The following is a 19,295-nucleotide window of genomic DNA, read 5'->3' on the forward strand; positions in this document are numbered from 1 at the left end:
TGTTTATTGCTGAATATCAGTTTCTTTTATATGCTTATTCAACGTATCCCCATTGCCTTTGTTTCATCTGAAAGCAATAACGTCAAGGCTCAAAAATTTATTCACAAAGTTCCTTGAAAAGCAACTTCATGACACTCATACTTATTTAATAGCACAAAAGATTCAATAGAACAAAAAAACAGAACAAGAATACTTCTTTGTCGCAGTGTTGACGGGGAGTTGTATTTGATTAATACAACACTCCATGATAGGTTATTTATTTAATGAATGATTTAATCACGGAAAATAACATTAAAACCTATGGCCAGGCTCTCAAGCAAATTCGTTCCTTATTGAGACGAGTGACTCTTCATCCCTCTGAAGTAAAATTGATTAAAGACCAAATTCAGGAGAGCTATGAAAGCTTTGCGCATATTATTTTTGATAAATCCTTTTTGAATTGGGGATTATGGAATCAACAAGTATATGATGAATACGCTGCATTGAACTTTGATTTTTCAAAAATATGTACGATACAAGATATTTATTCTCCCTTACTTGTCTTTTTTCTAATAAGACCATTAGTAAAAATGGAATTTTTTGATAAAAAACTGCTTGAAATTGGGTGTGGTAACGGTATCGGTTTAAGAGTTAGTTCCGAATTACTCAAAACAAAATATGCTTTAGGCGTTGACTTAACAAAAGAATTAGTAAAGCACGCAAACCATAATTTCTACAAAGAAAACAAAATCAATTACATTCAATCTGATGCAGAATGTTTGCCTTTTGAAAATAACAGTTTTGATATTATAACCAATCTTGAGAGCTCCCATCTTTATCCGCAAATTGAACTATTTTTTTCAGAAGTTGAGCGTATTTTGTCCCCTGATGGTTTTTTTTGTTATTCTGATCTGAGTATTAAAGATAAATTACAAGCAAAAAGAATTGAAGCATATCTTAAGACAAGTACCTCTTTAAAAGTAATTCAAAAGGTAGACATAACTCGAATGGTTCAGTCGGCCATTTATAATCGCTTAGTTGTAAATGAGAAAAAAATAATACCTTACATTAATTCGATGATGAGAGATGATGAAGAACTTCAAGATTTCGTTAGTTCCATGGGATTAGCATTTCTTCCCTGGTGGTTTTTTTTGTTTAAAAAGTCAGCTCTCCGCCACATGGCAAAAAAAGAGCGTAAAAGAAACCTTATCTATGGAAAAAAATATTATTTTTACTACTTAATTCAAAAGGTTAGTCGATGAAAATTATGGATGTGAAGACCATAGATTATTTTTATGGCGATGAAGAGAACATCAAGAATATTTTATATAAGTCTAAGGAGCCCCTGCTCATAAAAATAAAAAACTTTAGGGGTAACTTTGATTTAGATTATTTCGAAAAACACATTCAAGCAGACACAACCTATGCTACTTTTGAAAATAATCGTCGCGTTGCGCATCAACCTGCTGATTTTGGGACAATAATAGCTAAGATAAAACAAAATATGCCCTACCGAATATTTGGTCAGATTCTTACCGAAAAACAATCTGCCGAAATTGAAAAACATATCCCCCTTTGGCAACATATTCCCTTAAGACCGAGATACTTTAATAAGACTTTAAAAGTTATCTATTTTTTTGGTGGCCAAAACACGCATACCTATATGCATTACGACAGAGAGCATTGTAGCAATCTTCATGTATGCTTAAGTGGGAGAAAGAGATTTTTATTATTTACTCAAGATCAGAGTGAAGCGCTCTATAAACTTCCCTTTGTGAGCGATAGCTTGATTGACTTTAGCCGACCTTTGGAAGAAATTAATCAACAGTATCCAAGATCAAAACAAGCTGAAGGGTATAGAGTGACTCTTGAAAAAGGGGATATGTTATTCATGCCAAGAAATTGTTGGCATTATACTGAATATCTCGAGCCGTCTTCTTCTGCCTGTTATATTTTTTATCCTCAAAAAATACTGCATATTTATGGGTATTTTACAGGATATTTTTTCCTTGGGTTTAAAGAGCCAACTGGTTTTTTGATTAGTAATTGGCCCATTGTTAAAAAATTTAGTGAACGTTATGCTTTAGCGACTGGAGTAAAAAAATATCTGATGAAAATGATTGAATTCATAATATTTCCAATCATCTTACCTATTGTAAGTATACTTGCCATTATTGCTCATAAATTAAAACCCCGCCGTGTATATTAATTTTTTACCAATTGACAAAATACATTCATCATCGCAATTTGCTCGATGTTCGTTGGAATAGCATCCAGCAAAAAAGGCGAATAGACAACAATTGCCAAACACTGGGCTCGCGAGATGGCGACGTTTATTCTGTTTTTATCAAAAAGAAAATTAAGTCCTCGAGGAGATTCATCTGCATTACTCGCACACATGCTCAAAAAAACAATTGGTGCTTCCTGTCCTTGAAATTTATCAACGCTTCCTACTTTAGCCTGCTCACCCAGCGCTATCTTCAATTTATTTACCTGATGATTGTAGGGAGCAACAAAAAGGATATCCTCCCAACCAATTATTTTTTGCACGTCTTTATCCTTAAATGTTCTGCCTAAAAGTTCTTTGGTTAATAATACAATTTGCTCGACTTCCTCATCACTGGCTTGGGTATTGCCCTCATGAATGACAGGTACAGGAATAATTCCTGCCTCTTTATTCAGCACGCCTTGATATCCTTTAGGAATGCTTATCAAGCGATATTCATTCCCAGGAGCAGTTTCCAGTTTACCTTCATAAATCGCTTTGCTAATAAATTGATTCACTGCCGGATGCATTCTATAGGTAGTACCTAAAAAAACCCCCATAGAGTCAGGTATAGTGGGCGTTGTATGTAATAAGTAATCCAATAGGGATAAACCACTTTCTTCGGGATGGCTTCCTTGGGAGGGCTGACCTAACTGCATTTGATCGCCCATTAAAATAATATTACGGGTTGAGCGGCTCATCGCAATTAAGTTGGCAACACTTACTTGCCCTGCCTCATCAATAAATAAATAATCAAAAGCATCAGCTAATTCTTCTCGAGCAAACCCCCAAACGGTAGTACCTACGACACATCCAGGCTGAATAAAATCAATGATCTGTTTATTCTCCAATACGGTAATATTTAAATTTTCAATTTGTTCCTCTGTATTACGGGTACAAGCAAAATGTCCTTTTATTCCTTCCTTATAGCAATAGGCAGCAGTATTCAGCAACAAGTTATTAATCGCCTTGTGGCTGTTTGAGGAAATACCTATTTTTTTTCCTTTTTGCACAAGCTCTGCGATTAAATGTTTTCCAGTATAGGTTTTACCTGCACCCGGAGGACCTTGAAGCGTAAGATAACTGTTATTTAGATTTAAAACTGCATGAATCATCTCCGCTAATCGTTCGTTAGGATCATGACTTGGTGCGATAGCCAATCCTTGTTGATGCTCGTTAATGCGCGGATACGATTTGCTCAGAAAATCCAGTATCGCTGTGTTTTCAAGCAACCCCTGCTCGAATGACGCAGCCTGCTTCGCAATGGCTTCAGGAATTGAATGCGGATCAACATAGTCATTAGGAACCAAAGTAATCGGATCATCTGGTTCATTTTTCATTTGTAGTACAATAATTCCATGCTCCAGATCACTATCGTCTTCATAATAGTTGACCACAACAGCCTTACCGTCTTCTGTTTCCTCGCCTAAAATAAAATACTGTTTGGCACTCCCTTTAAATTCCTGTTCTGGATCAAAAAAATATTCATAGGCCAAATTGCGTGATCTTGGCGAGGGTTTGTAAGGTGGCTTAGCAGTTCGTCGGCAATAGGCCAAACAGTCAATATCATCGAGTAGCTCCTCTCCAGTGAGTCCCAATCGCTCAAACATACGCCAAAACACAGGCTTGGCCTCACGTCGGTGGAACTCAATAGACCATGCAAAAATCATATTGATTTGAGCGCGTTGCAAATCCCCCTCTGCCTTCAAGCGTTCGGATTCCATCAACAATCGATCGCGCAATTGAATTCGCTCACTCAATTCTGTCTTCACTTCAAGCACAACCGGTTCGGTTTTACCTAAGTAACAAATACCTTGCTCTAATTGCCGTGCTCTCAACCAATCAACCAATTCCTGAGTCGAATTACAATCATCAATATTGTATGCGCGAATATCATTTAATATTTTTGATGTCTGCCAACTTTCCCCATCTGGTTTTTCTCGCCATTGCTCATAAACAACAACAGAGTCGCCTCCAGAACCTACCTCAGTATTTCGTTTACCCCGATATAAATGCTCTATATTTTTAATCGAATAGCGCGGTTCCCCAACAATCAGTGAGTTTTTAACAATCTTATATAAATCAACAAATACTTGATTACGTAAGAGCTGATCGACCTCATCTTCACAAACACCATATCGTCCCATGAGACGTCGACATGCAGAGATTTCATAATTGGCATAATGATAAATATGCATTTTCGGATCTTTTTGCCAACGTTGATAAGCCCAAAGCACAAACGCTTGAAAAGCTTCCTTTTCCTGCTCGGGGTTATGTGCCCAAAAATCCTTATATTGACGTTGCGCTTTTTCATCAAAATAAGTAATCCCCCAAAGATATTCCAAGCCCCCTTCTTCAAGAGGAAAACCTTCAATATCGAAAAAAATATCATGCGGTGATGCAGTAGGTAAAAGCGCTAAGCCTTGCTTTTGTCCTGGAACATGAGGAATTAATTGATATAAGGGGATTTCCTTACCGCTGCTTGCTTTTTGAATTTTGGCTTGTTCTTGCAAACGCACAAAACGCTCTGGCTTTATCCCTTTTACCCAAGAACATGTGGTATGAGCCAATTCGGTCATCGTATTGATACCCGCTTGCTGCAACTTTTTGACTTGTCCTGAGGTAATGGTTGCTACCTGGATTAAATGATCCGCTTTTGTTAATAACTCTTCGGCATAATTACTCCATCTCCCCCAATTTTTCGATGCAGCGGGATCAGGACACTCAGTCGCATCAAAATTCTGATGCGCCAATAAAAACTGCTGCTTCAAATTTTGGTAAAAATAAAAATAATCTGCCGTGCGAAAGCGTCTCTGTTCCTGATTTCCCAAAACTACGGTGATGAATTCAGCTCCACCGCCTTGCATTGCTTTAAGCATTTCTGCATAACAACATAATTGCAACAGAAAACCAGGTTTTACTGATTTTGCGAGCTTGGTGTCCCAAACCTCATAACAATAATCCCCAAATCGACTCTTCCCTGGTATTTTTATTAAAAAATCAGCATATCCCTGAAATGGAAGCAATTGTAAATGCGCTTGATAAATCACGTCAGCGCCGCTTTTCATTGCAATTAACGTTGAATCATAAGAGTTTGCCTGTTGATGCAAATTGACAATGGTTAATCCTTGGTTTTCAAAAAGAGTCAAGAGATCCAACTCGTGTTGATTTCCCAAATGTTGCAGTACATCTACTAATTCATTTTTTGCATCAGGTGAGGGTAATAAATCAGGATGCACCACTGCAAGATGTTCTATCCAGGATACAAAAGGACTTTCCATAAACTGAGTCAGATCCGAGGGTGAGAAGACTAAATGGCTCGATTCGATGTACATTTTCGATAGAGATTCATAGGGCTTATCTTAAAAGTATATCAAAATATTGGTTCAATGAACTGTTAATCTAACTGTATGATTTTATATGCTTTTAAAAAAGAGGCATGTTGCCTGAAAATAATATAAAATCTCGCCCAATAATAATTTGATAGCCTGGTGTTAAACCAGACTGCAACCATAAGTATAGCCCCTGAAATGGAAGAGAAACACGAACAAATTTCCCCAGAAAATCAAAAAAGTATTAATTTAGCGGTCGGCTTTTTATCAACCTCTATCGCGATGTATGCACTGATTCGCAAAGGCAATTTCCGCGCCGCTTTTCTTTTATATGAAAAAGGCGGGGGTGGTTTGAATCTTTATAAGGAGCAGGCTAATGGCAAACTAAAACGTTGTTTTGCCATTGACTATCATCCTTTTTGGGATAATAAGACCAAACAATCCTCGTGGAGATTACATTACCATCGGGGTGATAATGAAAGCCAAATGAAAAAACATCGACCGTATGAAGGGGGATGGTAATCTCCCTGCTTCCTGTGATGAATTTTTTAATTAAGCCTTGCAAAGGATTCTGATTCTTCTATAGCCTATAATTGTAATTATTATCCAAAGAGTGCGCGAATCATGTTTCTTTATTTGAGCTTCAACCACTCGATCTTGAGATAGTGAAATCACTATGAAACCTGATGCACAACTTGTTATAGATGCTTTAAAAGCGATTGTTGACGAGACAGAAGATTTTAATTGTTTTTTAGATGAAATCGAGTTTTTAAAAGAAGAGAACCGCTTGTTGATTTTGACTCAAATTGTCAAAGAGGATAGTAAGACAAGCAGAACAAACAAATATGCGCTACGCGATAATTTTTTTAAAAAATATTTAGGGGTTACACCTGTCAACCTGGAAGGGGAATATGCCTTCTTAGTCTCAGTCGATGAATTAAGCCAGCGGAAGATTATTATTGATAAAATCAATCAATTACAAAATCCCTCCGTTCGCAACACCAACTCGATACCCAGTGATGAATTCAGCAGAACACATCATCATGACTTAAGGACGTTATTACACACTTTAAATCCCTCCGAAGAGTTGCTCTCAAAGCTGGGGCAGCCAATGCATTATATTCGTTTTAATAGTTCACACGAGGTAGTACCCAAAGGGCGACACTTTATAACCAAAAGCATTGATAAAAATATGAAAGACACGACAAATAAGGTACTGGCCGAATTAGATGCCCTAGATCGACTGGATAATACCCTGTTCATTAACTTTACGGGGCATGAAGCCCCTGTTGCAAGTGCATTGTATATGAATGGAATTGATTGCATTTGGCAGCTATCCATCCTGTGTGATGAAACCTCGCAAACGCGGATTATGGACCAATTACAAGATTCTTTACCTCGTGATCAATTGCTAGCACGCGCTTCTGTATCACATGACTCTTCATTAGGTTTAATACTTGAACCCAATCATGGGTTCACTGAAATTGATGCTGAAAAATTGCCTTCATGGGATCAATTAAGCGCTTTTGGAGTGAAACAGGTGATTCTATTAACGGAGAAAAACTATAATCAAGGGAAATGTGTTTATCCGCTTGATGAACACTATTTCAAATGTGAATTATCATTTTATCACTGGCTCCAATTAATCCCCCAAGATTTTATTTTGTTAGTTATTGGCGTAGGAAATTTTGAGGAAAAACCTGAAGAGCATTGCCAGTCTATTGAAACCGTTTTTAAAAAGAAAGAGGCAACTTCTTTATCAACCTATAAATTACCTAATCTCCTTACCCTCTTTAAAAACATATCACTCTATGGCACTTCTTCTTCACCGCTCAGTTCAAATGGAATCAAAAAAACAGATAAGGAGGAAGATGATACGGATCAAAACACAATCAGCCTGGATTAAGCAGCATCCCTAAGTCACGTAAAGATCTTTGAGGATAGTTAAGTATTGCGGCCAGGTCTAATAATGAGGCGGCACTCCTGGTTGCAAGCAACTGACTCTTCTACTCATCTCTGAAAACCTAATCCAGCCCCACTTCCGGCGGACGCGGGATTCGGGAAACTACGCTAAAACACTAAGCCCCGCGAACAGGCCGCGCTTACATATTACTTAACAAAAACTGGTTTAGGTTTTTCAAAATTATAAATAATCCCAAATGCAAATTGTGCAGAAACAGGATAAATGCGAGTATTTTTTGTAACACCACCAAAAGATTCAAAAGTGTGGCTGGTGAATTTCTCGTAATTGATTTGGCTATAATCCGCCATCAATGTCCATTGAGTGGTCAGATTATAGCGAACTCCAACACCGTAACGAATGCCACTACGATTTGCTACTGAACTACGTACTGTATTGTCTGAGTTGTGAAGTGCAACATGACCATTCGCATAACCAATTCGTCCATAAACTACAGCACTATCGGTGAGAAGGAGCCCTGGTAATGCGCTTATTCCCTCACTATAGTGAACAGTAAAAGAAGTTTTCTTGAAATCATGATGAATATACTCTTTATTAACCAATCGATATTGAACTGAGCTTGGATTAAAATTGGCTTCACCAGCAAAATAAAACCGATTTCGTATCCAGGAATAACCTCCAAAAAAAGTGCCAAAAATACCGACTCCTGAAAAATTCTGTTCATCTATCACATTAAAGTTACCGTGATTATCAAAAACATGAGATTTTTGCGTAAATTGAGCATATTCAGGCCCAATACCAGCACCAACATAAAATCCAGCAAAAGAAGGGTTAACCAATACGAAAGAAATCACAGCTCCCCAATAAATCTTCCTTAACATTTTATTTTCCTAGAAAGTGGTTAATAATTACCTCTGCTTCAACGATAAGTCTTTATATTAATTTAACTTTTCCTGATAATGAAACCCGAAAAAAATTTTTGAATTCTTTTTTATTAAACCAAGGAACGGCACGCAATCTTGGAATAGTCCGCACATCAACGAGTTGGGTAATTTGATGTGCGTGGACTATTTCAAAAAATTCTTGCAACGTATGCGTTGAATGTCCAATCGTAAAAAGCTCAGGCATAATAATACCTTCGCTTGGGTTTCGTTGCCCTAAACATCATGAGCAGGCTGTTGTTCTAAACTCTTCGCCCTCACCCATCTTGGAAAAAAAGGACCTAGCTTTTTAATAAAATCATAGGCCATAAATAACGCACCAAGCGCAAATAACACGTCCCCAGGCAATCGTAACCACTGCCATATCAACGTTGTATTATAAAACTCCAGGCTCCTTGAATGAGCGAATCCGTTTTCATATACATCCATTAATTGCGCCCAACCCACAGGGAAGAAATTCAACACTATCCATAAAACCAAGCCTAAGTTATAGAGCCAAAATGCCCAAATTCCCAAACGATCACTCCAAGGAAAACGCTCACCTGCAGCATAACGTAAGCAAAAATAAATTAAGCCCAGACCCAATAAGCCAAAAGCGCCAAATAATGCGGTGTGTGCATGGTTTAAAGTAAGAAAGGTACCATGCTCATAATAATTGACAAGGGGGGCATTGAGTGTTCCTCCACCAAATACTCCTGCGCCCACAAAATTCCAAAAAGAAGCCCCCAAAATATAAAGAAAAGCTAGCTTATAAGTAAATGCAGATTGACGTTTAATGAGTTGATAATTTTCGATTGCATCAATAATCAGCAGCACTAAAGGCAATACTTCAATAAATGAAAACATGGATCCTAGTGGCACCCAGAGATCCGGCGTCCCTGTCCAATACCAATGATGTCCTGTTCCGATGATACCGCCTAAGAATACAAGAATTGTCTCAAAATACATTGTTCGTTCTGCTAGAGAGCGCGAAATTAAGCCGGTTCCCATTAAAAGATAGGCAGTGGCGCTTGCAGCAAAAAACTCAAAAGACTGCTCCACCCAAAGATGAACTACCCACCAACGCCAAAAATCAGTAATCGTGAACGATTTTTCAATTCCCGTTAATGGAATCATCCCAAAGCAATACAAAACTGCAATATTTATAGTGCTTGCCCAAAAGAGATGCTCTAATCGAATACGCCCAGTCCAAAACTCAACCGTAGCACTCTTTAAACCACTCCAGGTAGGCCACATGCCACGAAAAACAATAAAACTCCAAAGGAAAAGCCCTATACAAAACCCAATTTGCCATAAACGACCAAGCTGCAGATAAGATAACCCTTGATTACCAATCCAAAACCAGGATTCGTTTACATAGCCCATAATTCCTAAATAATTACCCAAAATTGCACCACCAACAATAAACAATGTGACCCAAAATAGAAGATCAACGAAAAAGCCTTGTCTTTTGGCTTCTTTTCCACTGATAAGAGGAGCCATAAAAACAGCAGAACTTACCCAGGAAAGAGCAATCCAAACGATTGGCGTTTGAATGTGGACATCGCGCAGAAAGTTAAAGGGTAAAAATTCATTAATATTAATCCCATAAAATCCCGTACGTTCTGTATAGTAATGTGCCATAATTGCCCCCACAGCAATCTGGATCAAAAGGACGAGTGCTACGACCACAAAATATTGCCCTACCTTATGTTGACTGGGGGTCAGTGCTTCAAATCCGAGAAATAGAGGTGTTTTAAACGCATCATCCGCAGCACTCAAATAGCGATGATAAATAAAAAGTACAGCTCCAAAACCCAGGAATACAAAACAAAATGATACCCAGGTCCAGTAAAAAGTATGGGGCGTTGGATTATTGCCCATAGTAGGCTCATAGGGCCAATTATTGGTATATGAACTATTTTGTCCAGGTCGATGCGCTATCGTAGTTAACGAAGAATAAATAAGAAAATCTGCAGTGTGTAGCGCACTTTGCTCATCCAAACTGTACGCTTTAGTCCAACCTCGTTGTGGATCATGATTCAGTAAAGTTTGTGAAATTTGATTACGTAATTGCGCGATTGCATCAGCGACTGGCTGCGACAAAATACTGCGTTGCTGGCTCAAATCGGTACGTTGTAGAGCCTGTTGCATTGTTTGCCGCACGACATATTGGCCCCCAACATCCAATTTCATAAAGGGTTTGCCGAAATGTTGTTGGGCGATTTTATCCTCTATAATTCTGCCTAGGCTTACTAAATATTTTGCAGTGTAATCTTCGCCAAAATAGGAGCCCATTCCGTAAAGACTTCCATAATCCATGAGATCGGCGCGTTGAAAACCGGCCTTGCCCTCAATAATATCCTCTGCGGTCATGACGATTTGGCCAGAGGGAGATAGAAATTGCTGCGGTAAAGGAGGGGCAAGCTGATAGGTTTTATAGGTACCCCAAATCAATACTATAAAACAGATAATTGCGGTAATTAGAAGAATCCATTTTAACACGTTTGCTACTTTATCAGAGCTTAGATGCTCAGCAACAACATTTTGGGGTGTACTATCCATTCGGCACATTCCTTGTGTGAACAATTTTGGGTTTAAATTTTAAAATAAGCGCTTAATTTTATAGAAGAATTATCGCAAAAAATAGATCCTCCATGTCAGTAAGTTAAGAAGAAGCCTCCTTAACTTTTGTTCCCGTCATCGCGAGCATAGCGAGGGAGCTCCATACTGTAGCACGGTCTTACAATGAGGAGATCCTCGCTATGCTCGGGATGACGCAGGAAGAAAAGAAGATCCCCGTCAGGGGTTGATGAAGCGCTTGATTATGGGGAATGCCCCCTCACCCCTACCCCTCTCCCACAAATGGGAGAGAGGAATTTACTTTTTTAACAATAACCACATACCTCCTTCTCCAAATGAGGGAGGGGGATTACTCAGAGATTTCTGGAGTTTGCCTAGAGTTGCTTTTCATGCATGCGCTTTAATAACAAATGGAAATAAACCAAACCTGCGTAGGGATGCCATTTTGCGGTGATTTCTGCGATTTTCTTATAATCCGGTTTCTTATCAAGATGCAAAAATTGATATAAATTATTTTGTGCGCCAAGATCGTCACCAGGAAAAATATCAATTCTTCCTAAACCACGTAATAAAACGTATTCCGCAGTCCAGCGACCTATGCCTTTAAAATCACATAAATAATTAATGATCGCATCATTTGATTTGTTTTCCAGGGTTCCCAAAATAAACTCATCTTGCATGATTGCTGTTGCTATTCGTATAAGGGTCTCACTTTTAGAGGTGCTATAGCCTATTTTCTTTAATTCAGGAACCGAGCAATTTGCCACTTCATTGGGTCTTGGAAATGCATAAAACAGGTGCTCTTCTTCTTTAATCCTTAGGCTCAGAAACTCAGCCAATCGATTTTGAATTTGCAATCCGGCGTCCAAAGAGATTTGTTGACAAGAAATTGCATTAACGAGCGCTTCAAAAACAGAAGGAAATCGAGGTGGTTTGAGCCCTTTAAATTGCATGACGATAGGATTTAATTGGGCATCGTGCTGTGCGATATGATAAAAGTCATGCAGCTCACGTTTCAACCCGAGTATGCTCTCTACTTCATTTACAATTTGATTTTGATAGACTTCTAAGCCCTCGCCTTTAATCGATAATACCAGCTCGGATTGGTTGAAATTTTTATTTTGTTCGACCACCACTTTAACGGGCACGTTCTCCATAACCAATAGTCTTGTGTAACGTTGGCCATCCCAAAGATCGACATTATTTTTACTTCTTCTCCGTAAAGCTAAAGCAGTATAATCCAAGCGAAACGGAGCTACTGGATGTAAGGTAAAAGAAGTTTCCATCTCAAATTACCTTTCTGTTGAATCAAACTTGCGATATAGTGTAGGACAATTCATCAGGAATTTAGTCCAAACCCCAGGCCAGAAAACCTTAACATTGAAGCCATTAAGTGAACACTTATTCTTATGGTTGTAGTGATTGACTGGGTCTAGGTCGTTCAAACCCCATTTGCTCAACTATACTCGCGACTTTATGCTCATCATTAAATTTTTGTTTAAGAAACTGTAATGCCTCTTGAGGAATTTCTGTTTTTGAACCGTGATTCTCAAAGCGAACTATATGATTTAAGGTTTTTCCTGAACATTCCATAGGATAACGTTCGTTGTTCCCAAAATAGGACGTTTCGAAACCTTTTTGTTGCAGTAAGTTTCTAAAAGCAGCCGCCTCTTGAGGATTGTCGAAAGCGATTTTGAATGTACCATTTTGTAAACCCTTACTCACTATGGGCAGTTCTGGTGTTGTAGGCGCGCTTGACGCCATCATGGTCCGAATCATTGCACTGACCTCTATGCTTGAAGTGTTTTTATGAGTCATTTCATACAAAGAATTTTTCATGCGCGAGGAAGCAAAATTATCTTTTTGGGGTGATATAGAAGAATCTGGCAATTGTTTACTGAGTTGAAAAAGATCCATGTTGCTGTAATTCCGGGTCATAATTCCTCGAGCTCGTTCTGATAAGTCACCTGGATTTTGCACAATCGTTGAAAAATGGCCATCTCGTTGGTACAAACGATTTCGCTCCTCCATCCATAAGATACCGAGTTTATTGCCTGTGTCAGAAAATGACTCAATCGCCCCCCCTTTTTTCCAACCCCAATTACCATCCTGATTGTTAGTGGCTCTACTTCCAGTATCTTCTATGAGACACGCATTTCCTGTTGCTCTTAACGCTTTTTGAACTTCAGGGTTTTTTAATTTTTCTTGAATTGCTCGTTGCATCGCTTCGTCAGCTAATCGAAAATCCGTCCATGCTTTTTTTTGCCCCTCATCCCTCGCATTCTGCGCATTTCCTTGCAGAATCCTGTCTAGATATTCTTTATCCTGAGGATCTTTTTGATATTGAAAATAATGTTCCACTGTAGGAAACGTCCTTTTTCCAAAAGGTGTCTCCATTTCGATGGGGATTTCTGCATAATTAGAAAAAATCCCCCATTCATCCCCTTCTCTATCAAAAGCAACTACATCGATACTATCTGATTGAGTTTGATAATTAACATGATTTGAGGGACCACTTAATTTTTTAATTGAACCTGTTTTGAATCGTCTACTCAATGGCATAACTACACTCCATCTTTTGAAAGCATTCACCTCCCAAACGTAGTGTGTGACCTCCAATATTCGGCATGAATAAAATGCTCAAGTTAGGAGCGCCCTCCTCGTGAATTCTTCAAGAGAACGAGGGTCGTGAATGGTTTACTTTTGAAAACACTTTCCCAAAGTATAGTACATTTATTTAACCAATAGATTTTAATTAAAACAATAAAGAACAAAAAAATTATGGCGGGCGATGTGTATTTCATTAATAAACAATACGCTACGGCTCAATAGACTATCCTTTAACACAAACAATAGGTACCAGTCGGGCAACTTTTTTGGTTAAACCAGACGCTTGTGCCGCATCAACAACGGAATCGACATTCTTATATGCCTCGGGCGCTTCTTCTGCTACACCGCGATAAGAGCTGCTGCGAATTAAAATTCCTTGTTGCGCCAATTGCTCAATGATCTCACTCCCACGCCATTTTTTGCTTGCCTGATGCCGGCTCATTGCCCGCCCTGCCCCATGGCATGCAGAACCAAGTGATTTGTTTTCCGAATTTTCTGTACCGACTAAGACATAAGACGCCGTTCCCATACTGCCACCAATAATTACAGGTTGTCCAACATGACGAAACGCCGTTGTTAATTGAGGATGGCCGGGTCCAAAAGCTCGTGTCGCCCCTTTGCGGTGAACAAATAAGCGCTTGGGTTTACCTTCGAGCTGATGGGTTTCCTCTTTACAGGTATTATGGGATACATCATAAATGAGTCTTATTTGAGTTCCTGGCATTTCATTCTGAAATACTTCACGCATAAAATGAGTAATAATTTCACGATTCGCCAGCGCACAATTAATTCCTGATCGCATAGCGCCTAAATACTGTTCCCCCATGGAGGAACGAATGGGAGCACAAGCTAATTCCCGATCAACGAGTTGGATCCCATGCTGTTGTGCGTGTATTAACATAGAACTTAGAAAATCAGTTCCTATTTGATGACCAAGGCCACGTGAGCCACAATGGATACTCACAACCACATCCCCTAGGGATAAACCGAATGCTGCAGCAGTCTGTTCGCAATATATTTTGCATACCTCCTGAACCTCCAAGTAGTGATTACCAGAACCCAAGGTACCCATTTCATTTTTTTGGCGTTTTTTTGCATGTTCTGAAACATGCTCAGGCAAGGCCCCCTCTACACGACCATATTCTTCAATTCGCTCTAAATCCTCTTTTTCTCCATAGCCCTGTTTTACTGCCCAAACAGCACCGCCATGCAACATATCGTCCATTTGATTCATGGTCAGATTAATACGACTTTTACTCCCTACACCCGCTGGAATATGAGCAAATAGAGCATCTGCAAGTTGCTCTTTATAGGGTTCAAACTCCTCGCGCTTAAGCCCCGTAGATAAGAGCCTGACCCCACAAGAAATATCAAAACCCACACCCCCTGCTGAGACAACACCATCATTATCGGGATCAAATGCTGCAACTCCCCCAATGGGAAACCCATATCCCCAATGTGCATCAGGCATCGCATAGGAGCCGCGAACAATTCCAGGTAAAGTAGCTACATTCGTCACTTGTTCATAGACTTTCATATCCATATTGAGAATTAACTCTTCTGAGGCAAAAATAATCCCCGGTACACGCATCTTCCCATGTTGGGGAATTCGCCATTCAAAATCACTGATTTTTTCTAATAGGTTCAAGTCCATGGATTTTCCGCCTTTAGCTGCCTTACACATCAACAACACATTGTGCCACCCAATTGTTATTGCTTGGGTATACTTTTAATTCAGTAAACGTAGCTCCTTTGACCTCCACTGCAGGTTGATGTCGGCTAATATCTACGTGTTCACCTGCAATTATAGCATTTAACTTCAGCCCCTTAATGGCGACATCAAACTCACGAAACAGCATGTTGTGGATTGCCATGTTATAAATAATGGCATTTAACCAATCGACAAATAAAATCTCCTGATTGGGGGCCTCACAGGTTATATGTATTTTCTTGTGGGGATGGACTGATTGCGAGCGAGTAATGACATTCGTCAAGGCAAGCGCCCCCATTGCAAAAGCTTCCGACACCGTTGCTCCATAACCTCTGACTCCGATATCTGACTCATGCGAAAAATGTTCCCACCTCTTTTTTGCACTCATGGGGCATAACCTGGATTCGATAAAAATTTAGAAAATACTTTATCTCACATAAACTTGATTTTGCAAAACCATCTGCTTACCGCTTTGCATAAACAGTAATTGAGAAAATCACCATGCCCATGCCTATTGCTTGTCCTAGAGTCAGTCGCTCACCCAAGAGTACCCAGGCAATGAGCACCGTAGCCAATGGCATCACTGCTGTTGATAATGAAGCCATTACCCCATCCACTTTCTGACAACCAAAATTCCAAAAAACATAAAAAAGACCCGAGCTTAAACCTAAAATAATCAAAATCATCCAATCTAAAAATTGGATGGTTATCCCACCCCAGGAATTAAAGCCCAAACAAATCAATAACAAAACAGCGTTAACTGCATTGAGTAAAGAGGAAATTAGAAATACGGGAAGCGAATTCGTATGCATCTTACTTAAAATATAGTAAGTCGCTTCAGGTAAAAGAGAAATTAAAACAAGCGCATCCCCCTTAAAAGAATGGCTCACGGGCAAACCCACGAGCTTATCGCACGCAATCACGATTAATCCAAGGGTTGCAAAACCCACACAAATAGCCTTCTTACCGGAAATCTTTTCACCAAGAATGCTCCAGGACATAATGGCAATGATCGCAGGTAAAGCACTGGTAATAATACCCGCCACATTCGCATCAGTGTAATTTAATCCCCATAATATTAAGAAATTGAACAATACCCCCGCAGAAACCGCCTGAGCCCCAATAAAAAACCAATCGCGTTGTTTTAATTGCGAAAAATAATAACTCAACGACTTATTTTTAGCTGAAGTTAACCAGTGCAAGGGTAATAAAATAATAGCGGCCAACGTAAAGCGCAGAGCCAAAATAAATAGAACCGGAATTGAAGAAAGCAAATACTTGGAAAAAACAATGTTCACACCGACCATAATTTGAGCCAAGATAAGGAAGACCATCCCCTGTAAATAAATATGAGTTTTTTGCATATTAATACCTTCTCTAAATCGAAAGACTTTGTTGAAAAACGGAGGTCATTCCCGTGAATGAGGTAGTTTGGTCATTGTATTTTTTCAAACTGTTTTTCAACAAAGCCAAATTGCAACGTGAAAACAATCTGCAGTTTATCAATTTTGCGATCAGTACGAGTTATCCATTTCGCGCATTTTCTTTGCTGATAACGCTTTTGTTCTCCATTGAGAAGGCGATTCCCCAAATACTTTACTGAATCGTCGACTAAATGCGGGTAAATTTTCATAACCCACAGCAAAAGCTATGGCTTCAATGGAAAGATGCTGGGCAGAAAGCCATTGTTTGGCCTGATTTAATTTTTTAAATCGCCAATACTCTGCAATACTACAACCTAGAGATTGCTTGAACCGACGCTGTAATTGACTAACACTTAGATGACAATGCTGCGCCACTTTGCTTAGATTTACAGTATCAGCGAAATGAAAATCAATCCAATTTTTTGCCTTAATCACCGTTCGGTCCAACTCTGGTGAGAACGATTTTGTAGCAAAATGCACGAGTAATTGATTAATTAAAGAATCAGTCAAAAAATCTCCCTCATTCGCCGCTAAATAATAGTGTGTAAATTGTATGAGTTTTTTAATGCTCGTCGTCAAATTAAAGGCATGAGAGTTGTGTTCCTTATAGAGATTATTTTGGTTTGCTACATCAACCACTAAAAAAAGATTCTCCTGACTTCCCGAAAAACAATGCCGTTCACTGGGGGCAATAAAAACACCAACCTGATGATTCACAACTCCAGAATAATGACCTGCTTCCAACTCCATGGAGCCAGCAAGAGGTAAAACCAATTGCGCAAAATCATGAGAATGGCTGCAGCTTTCTGTATGGTAGGAGCGAAGATCAACATGATGGGTAATCAATTGCACGACTCACTAAAAAAACATTTAAAATAGGGCTAATTATACCATAGGAATTTAAGGTCGGGTTTGGGCATTTTTTGTTTTTGACTTACATTGTAGCAATGAGGTGTTGGCATTCACGTACAGACAGGAATGACTAAATCAAAAAAAAATCCTCTAAAATCTCTATTCGTAAACCTCTTTACACGTGAATAAAATCATTACATAATGCCCAATTATTTATTCATCAAATGGTTTCATTCCAACCCTAATTATTCTTCTTAATTCTAGTTTGGAGTCCGCAATGCAAAGTAAACATGAGCCAACAACAAATCAAGCGGCATTATCTTTAGATGTCCTTTTTGAAGAAAATACCAGGGAAGCTGTAGATTTACCTCAAATCCAATCTACAGCAGCTTCAGCCATGAAGATACTTATGTTAGGTAATCAACAAGGCTATATTAATGAAATCAACCAACTGGCAAATGCCTGTGCGCAGATACTGGAACAGGGCTCTACTGTGGATTTGGTGGTACAAGCGATTCAATCCGGTATGACTGCCTCGCATCAACAGGCACTGGACAAAATAACCAGTGAAATTGGTTTAGGACAATTTCAATTGAATCATTCCAATCGCCTTACTGTCGCCGGACAGAATCTGGAAAAACGCGTTCGCTGCATGAGACGCTATAAAGAAACTCCTCTTGCAGAACTTATTGAGGCTGTTACGACAGATACCTTAGTTCAAGCAAGTGCACGATTTGGCGCCAACCTAGGTGATTTTGATTTTTTAAATTGTAAGCCAGGGTCTGCTAAACTATAAACTTTGTGAAGTAGAAACTTTAGTAATGCTGATGTAGGTTGAGTCTTGGCCCAACCTAAAGAATCATCTCTATAATTTAATTGTTAATACATCCGTAGGATGAGAGAACAATTGATTTTCCGCTATAATTTGTGCCCCAGAATTTTGATAAAATCGATTTAATGAAGGTTTTAATGTATCCAGCATGACGAACTCAGCTTCTTTGGATTTTGCTATTTCCTTGGCTTTTTCGATAATTTGCTTGCCAAAATTTAATCCACGATAGGGTTTATCTACATAAACATACATTAATTCACTTACGGTGGGTGCTTTGAACTTGTTTTCATTAAACTCAGGGGCCATTTCTTTGGGAAATAAAGCAAATAAAGCTACAGGCTGACCATTAGATGTTCCCACATAGACATGCTCCTTCAAAGAGCCAAGAAGTTGCTCACGGTATTCAACCCCTTTGTTACGAATATAGCCCCACTCGTTTTCTGCCCAAGCGGCAACCAATGGTAAATACTCCATACACTCAGATAATTGAGCAAAATCCAATTTATGTTTAAATAATGCAGTGCTAAAAAGTAACATGTTACATCCTCATTGCAAGTAAACTCATGCTGGTCATTGAGTTGAACCGAATCCAAACTGGTTAAGTAGGGTACTCATTTTTTTTAAAATTTGAAGTTTTTTCATAGGACAACACGCTGATTGAAACGATAAATCACTTTATATTAAGGTCCAAAATCTTATAAAATGGGGCTCAATCAAAAAGGGAGGCCATTTCATAATGTCCCTATGGAAAAAATTTAAAGCATTTTATAATGCCTCAGCTGAAAATCGAATAGGATTTTATAATTTCCTTGCCTTTCTCATTATTCCTATTCTAGGGATGACGATTTTGTATGTATTGGTGCGT

Annotated in this window: 16 protein-coding genes; 5 read left to right on the forward strand and 11 right to left on the reverse strand. The window is 38.9% G+C overall.

All coding sequences use genetic code 11. The features are described 5' to 3' along the window. The first annotated feature begins 263 nt into the window (after positions 1 to 263). On the forward strand, positions 264 to 1,241 hold the full coding sequence (locus OQJ26_RS17490) for a class I SAM-dependent methyltransferase (RefSeq protein WP_265704989.1): 978 nt from the start codon (positions 264 to 266) through the stop codon (positions 1,239 to 1,241). Continuing rightward, complete coding sequence (locus OQJ26_RS17495; protein ID WP_265704990.1) at positions 1,238 to 2,188, forward strand: cupin-like domain-containing protein; 951 nt, start codon at positions 1,238 to 1,240, stop codon at positions 2,186 to 2,188. The genes OQJ26_RS17490 and OQJ26_RS17495 overlap by 4 nt, the downstream gene beginning before the upstream one ends. On the opposite strand, the gene OQJ26_RS17500 is transcribed toward OQJ26_RS17495, so the two are convergent. Then, positions 2,185 to 5,580, reverse strand: a complete 3,396-nt coding sequence (locus OQJ26_RS17500) for a TM0106 family RecB-like putative nuclease (RefSeq protein WP_265704991.1) — start codon at positions 5,578 to 5,580, stop codon at positions 2,185 to 2,187. The two genes, OQJ26_RS17495 and OQJ26_RS17500, sit on opposite strands and share 4 nt — an antisense overlap. Positions 5,581 to 5,736: 156 nt before the next feature. Between OQJ26_RS17500 and OQJ26_RS17505 the strand changes: the two genes are divergently transcribed. Both OQJ26_RS17505 and OQJ26_RS17510 read left to right on the forward strand, forming a co-directional pair. Beyond that, the gene (locus OQJ26_RS17505) at positions 5,737 to 6,099 is read left to right on the forward strand and encodes a hypothetical protein (protein WP_265704992.1); all 363 of its coding nucleotides are present in this window, start codon (positions 5,737 to 5,739) and stop codon (positions 6,097 to 6,099) included. Positions 6,100 to 6,253: 154 nt separating this feature from the next. Further along, positions 6,254 to 7,483 (forward strand): hypothetical protein, encoded by a 1,230-nt coding sequence (locus OQJ26_RS17510; RefSeq protein ID WP_265704993.1) that lies wholly within the window; start codon positions 6,254 to 6,256, stop codon positions 7,481 to 7,483. Positions 7,484 to 7,686: 203 nt separating this feature from the next. On the opposite strand, the gene OQJ26_RS17515 is transcribed toward OQJ26_RS17510, so the two are convergent. From OQJ26_RS17515 to OQJ26_RS17555, 9 genes are all read right to left on the reverse strand, one after another. Continuing rightward, positions 7,687 to 8,379, reverse strand: a complete 693-nt coding sequence (locus OQJ26_RS17515; protein ID WP_265704994.1) for an outer membrane protein — start codon at positions 8,377 to 8,379, stop codon at positions 7,687 to 7,689. A gap of 52 nt (positions 8,380 to 8,431) precedes the next feature. After that, a complete protein-coding gene (locus OQJ26_RS17520) occupies positions 8,432 to 8,626 on the reverse strand; it encodes a DUF488 family protein (protein WP_265704995.1) in 195 nt (64 codons plus the stop codon). A 29-nt stretch (positions 8,627 to 8,655) separates the two neighbouring features. Then, positions 8,656 to 10,983: a nitric-oxide reductase large subunit gene (locus OQJ26_RS17525; protein ID WP_265704996.1), complete on the reverse strand. Its 2,328-nt coding sequence runs from the start codon at positions 10,981 to 10,983 to the stop codon at positions 8,656 to 8,658. 392 nt (positions 10,984 to 11,375) lie between these two features. Further along, on the reverse strand, positions 11,376 to 12,287 hold the full coding sequence (locus OQJ26_RS17530) for a DNA-3-methyladenine glycosylase family protein (RefSeq protein WP_265704997.1): 912 nt from the start codon (positions 12,285 to 12,287) through the stop codon (positions 11,376 to 11,378). Positions 12,288 to 12,408: 121 nt separating this feature from the next. Next, entirely contained in the window at positions 12,409 to 13,563 is a 1,155-nt protein-coding gene (locus OQJ26_RS17535; RefSeq protein WP_265704998.1) for an NADAR family protein, read from the reverse strand. A 271-nt stretch (positions 13,564 to 13,834) separates the two neighbouring features. Then, on the reverse strand, positions 13,835 to 15,265 hold the full coding sequence (locus OQJ26_RS17540) for an RtcB family protein (protein WP_265705038.1): 1,431 nt from the start codon (positions 15,263 to 15,265) through the stop codon (positions 13,835 to 13,837). Positions 15,266 to 15,287: 22 nt separating this feature from the next. Next, entirely contained in the window at positions 15,288 to 15,710 is a 423-nt protein-coding gene (locus OQJ26_RS17545) for an archease (RefSeq protein WP_265704999.1), read from the reverse strand. Between the two features lie 76 nt (positions 15,711 to 15,786). After that, the gene (locus OQJ26_RS17550) at positions 15,787 to 16,686 is read right to left on the reverse strand and encodes a DMT family transporter (protein WP_265705000.1); all 900 of its coding nucleotides are present in this window, start codon (positions 16,684 to 16,686) and stop codon (positions 15,787 to 15,789) included. 150 nt (positions 16,687 to 16,836) lie between these two features. After that, positions 16,837 to 17,592 carry an AraC family transcriptional regulator gene (locus tag OQJ26_RS17555; RefSeq protein WP_265705001.1) on the reverse strand — a complete coding sequence of 252 codons (756 nt, stop codon included), beginning with the start codon at positions 17,590 to 17,592 and terminating at the stop codon, positions 16,837 to 16,839. 283 nt (positions 17,593 to 17,875) lie between these two features. Here OQJ26_RS17555 and OQJ26_RS17560 point away from each other — a divergent pair, with 283 nt between their 5' ends. After that, positions 17,876 to 18,394 (forward strand): hypothetical protein, encoded by a 519-nt coding sequence (locus OQJ26_RS17560; protein WP_265705002.1) that lies wholly within the window; start codon positions 17,876 to 17,878, stop codon positions 18,392 to 18,394. A gap of 69 nt (positions 18,395 to 18,463) precedes the next feature. Here OQJ26_RS17560 and OQJ26_RS17565 read toward each other — a convergent pair whose 3' ends face one another. After that, positions 18,464 to 18,967 carry a GNAT family N-acetyltransferase gene (locus tag OQJ26_RS17565; RefSeq protein WP_265705003.1) on the reverse strand — a complete coding sequence of 168 codons (504 nt, stop codon included), beginning with the start codon at positions 18,965 to 18,967 and terminating at the stop codon, positions 18,464 to 18,466. Between the last annotated feature and the right edge of the window lie 328 nt (positions 18,968 to 19,295).

The sequence above is a fragment of the Legionella sheltonii genome, assembly GCF_026191355.1.
GTDB lineage: Bacteria > Pseudomonadota > Gammaproteobacteria > Legionellales > Legionellaceae > Legionella > Legionella sheltonii.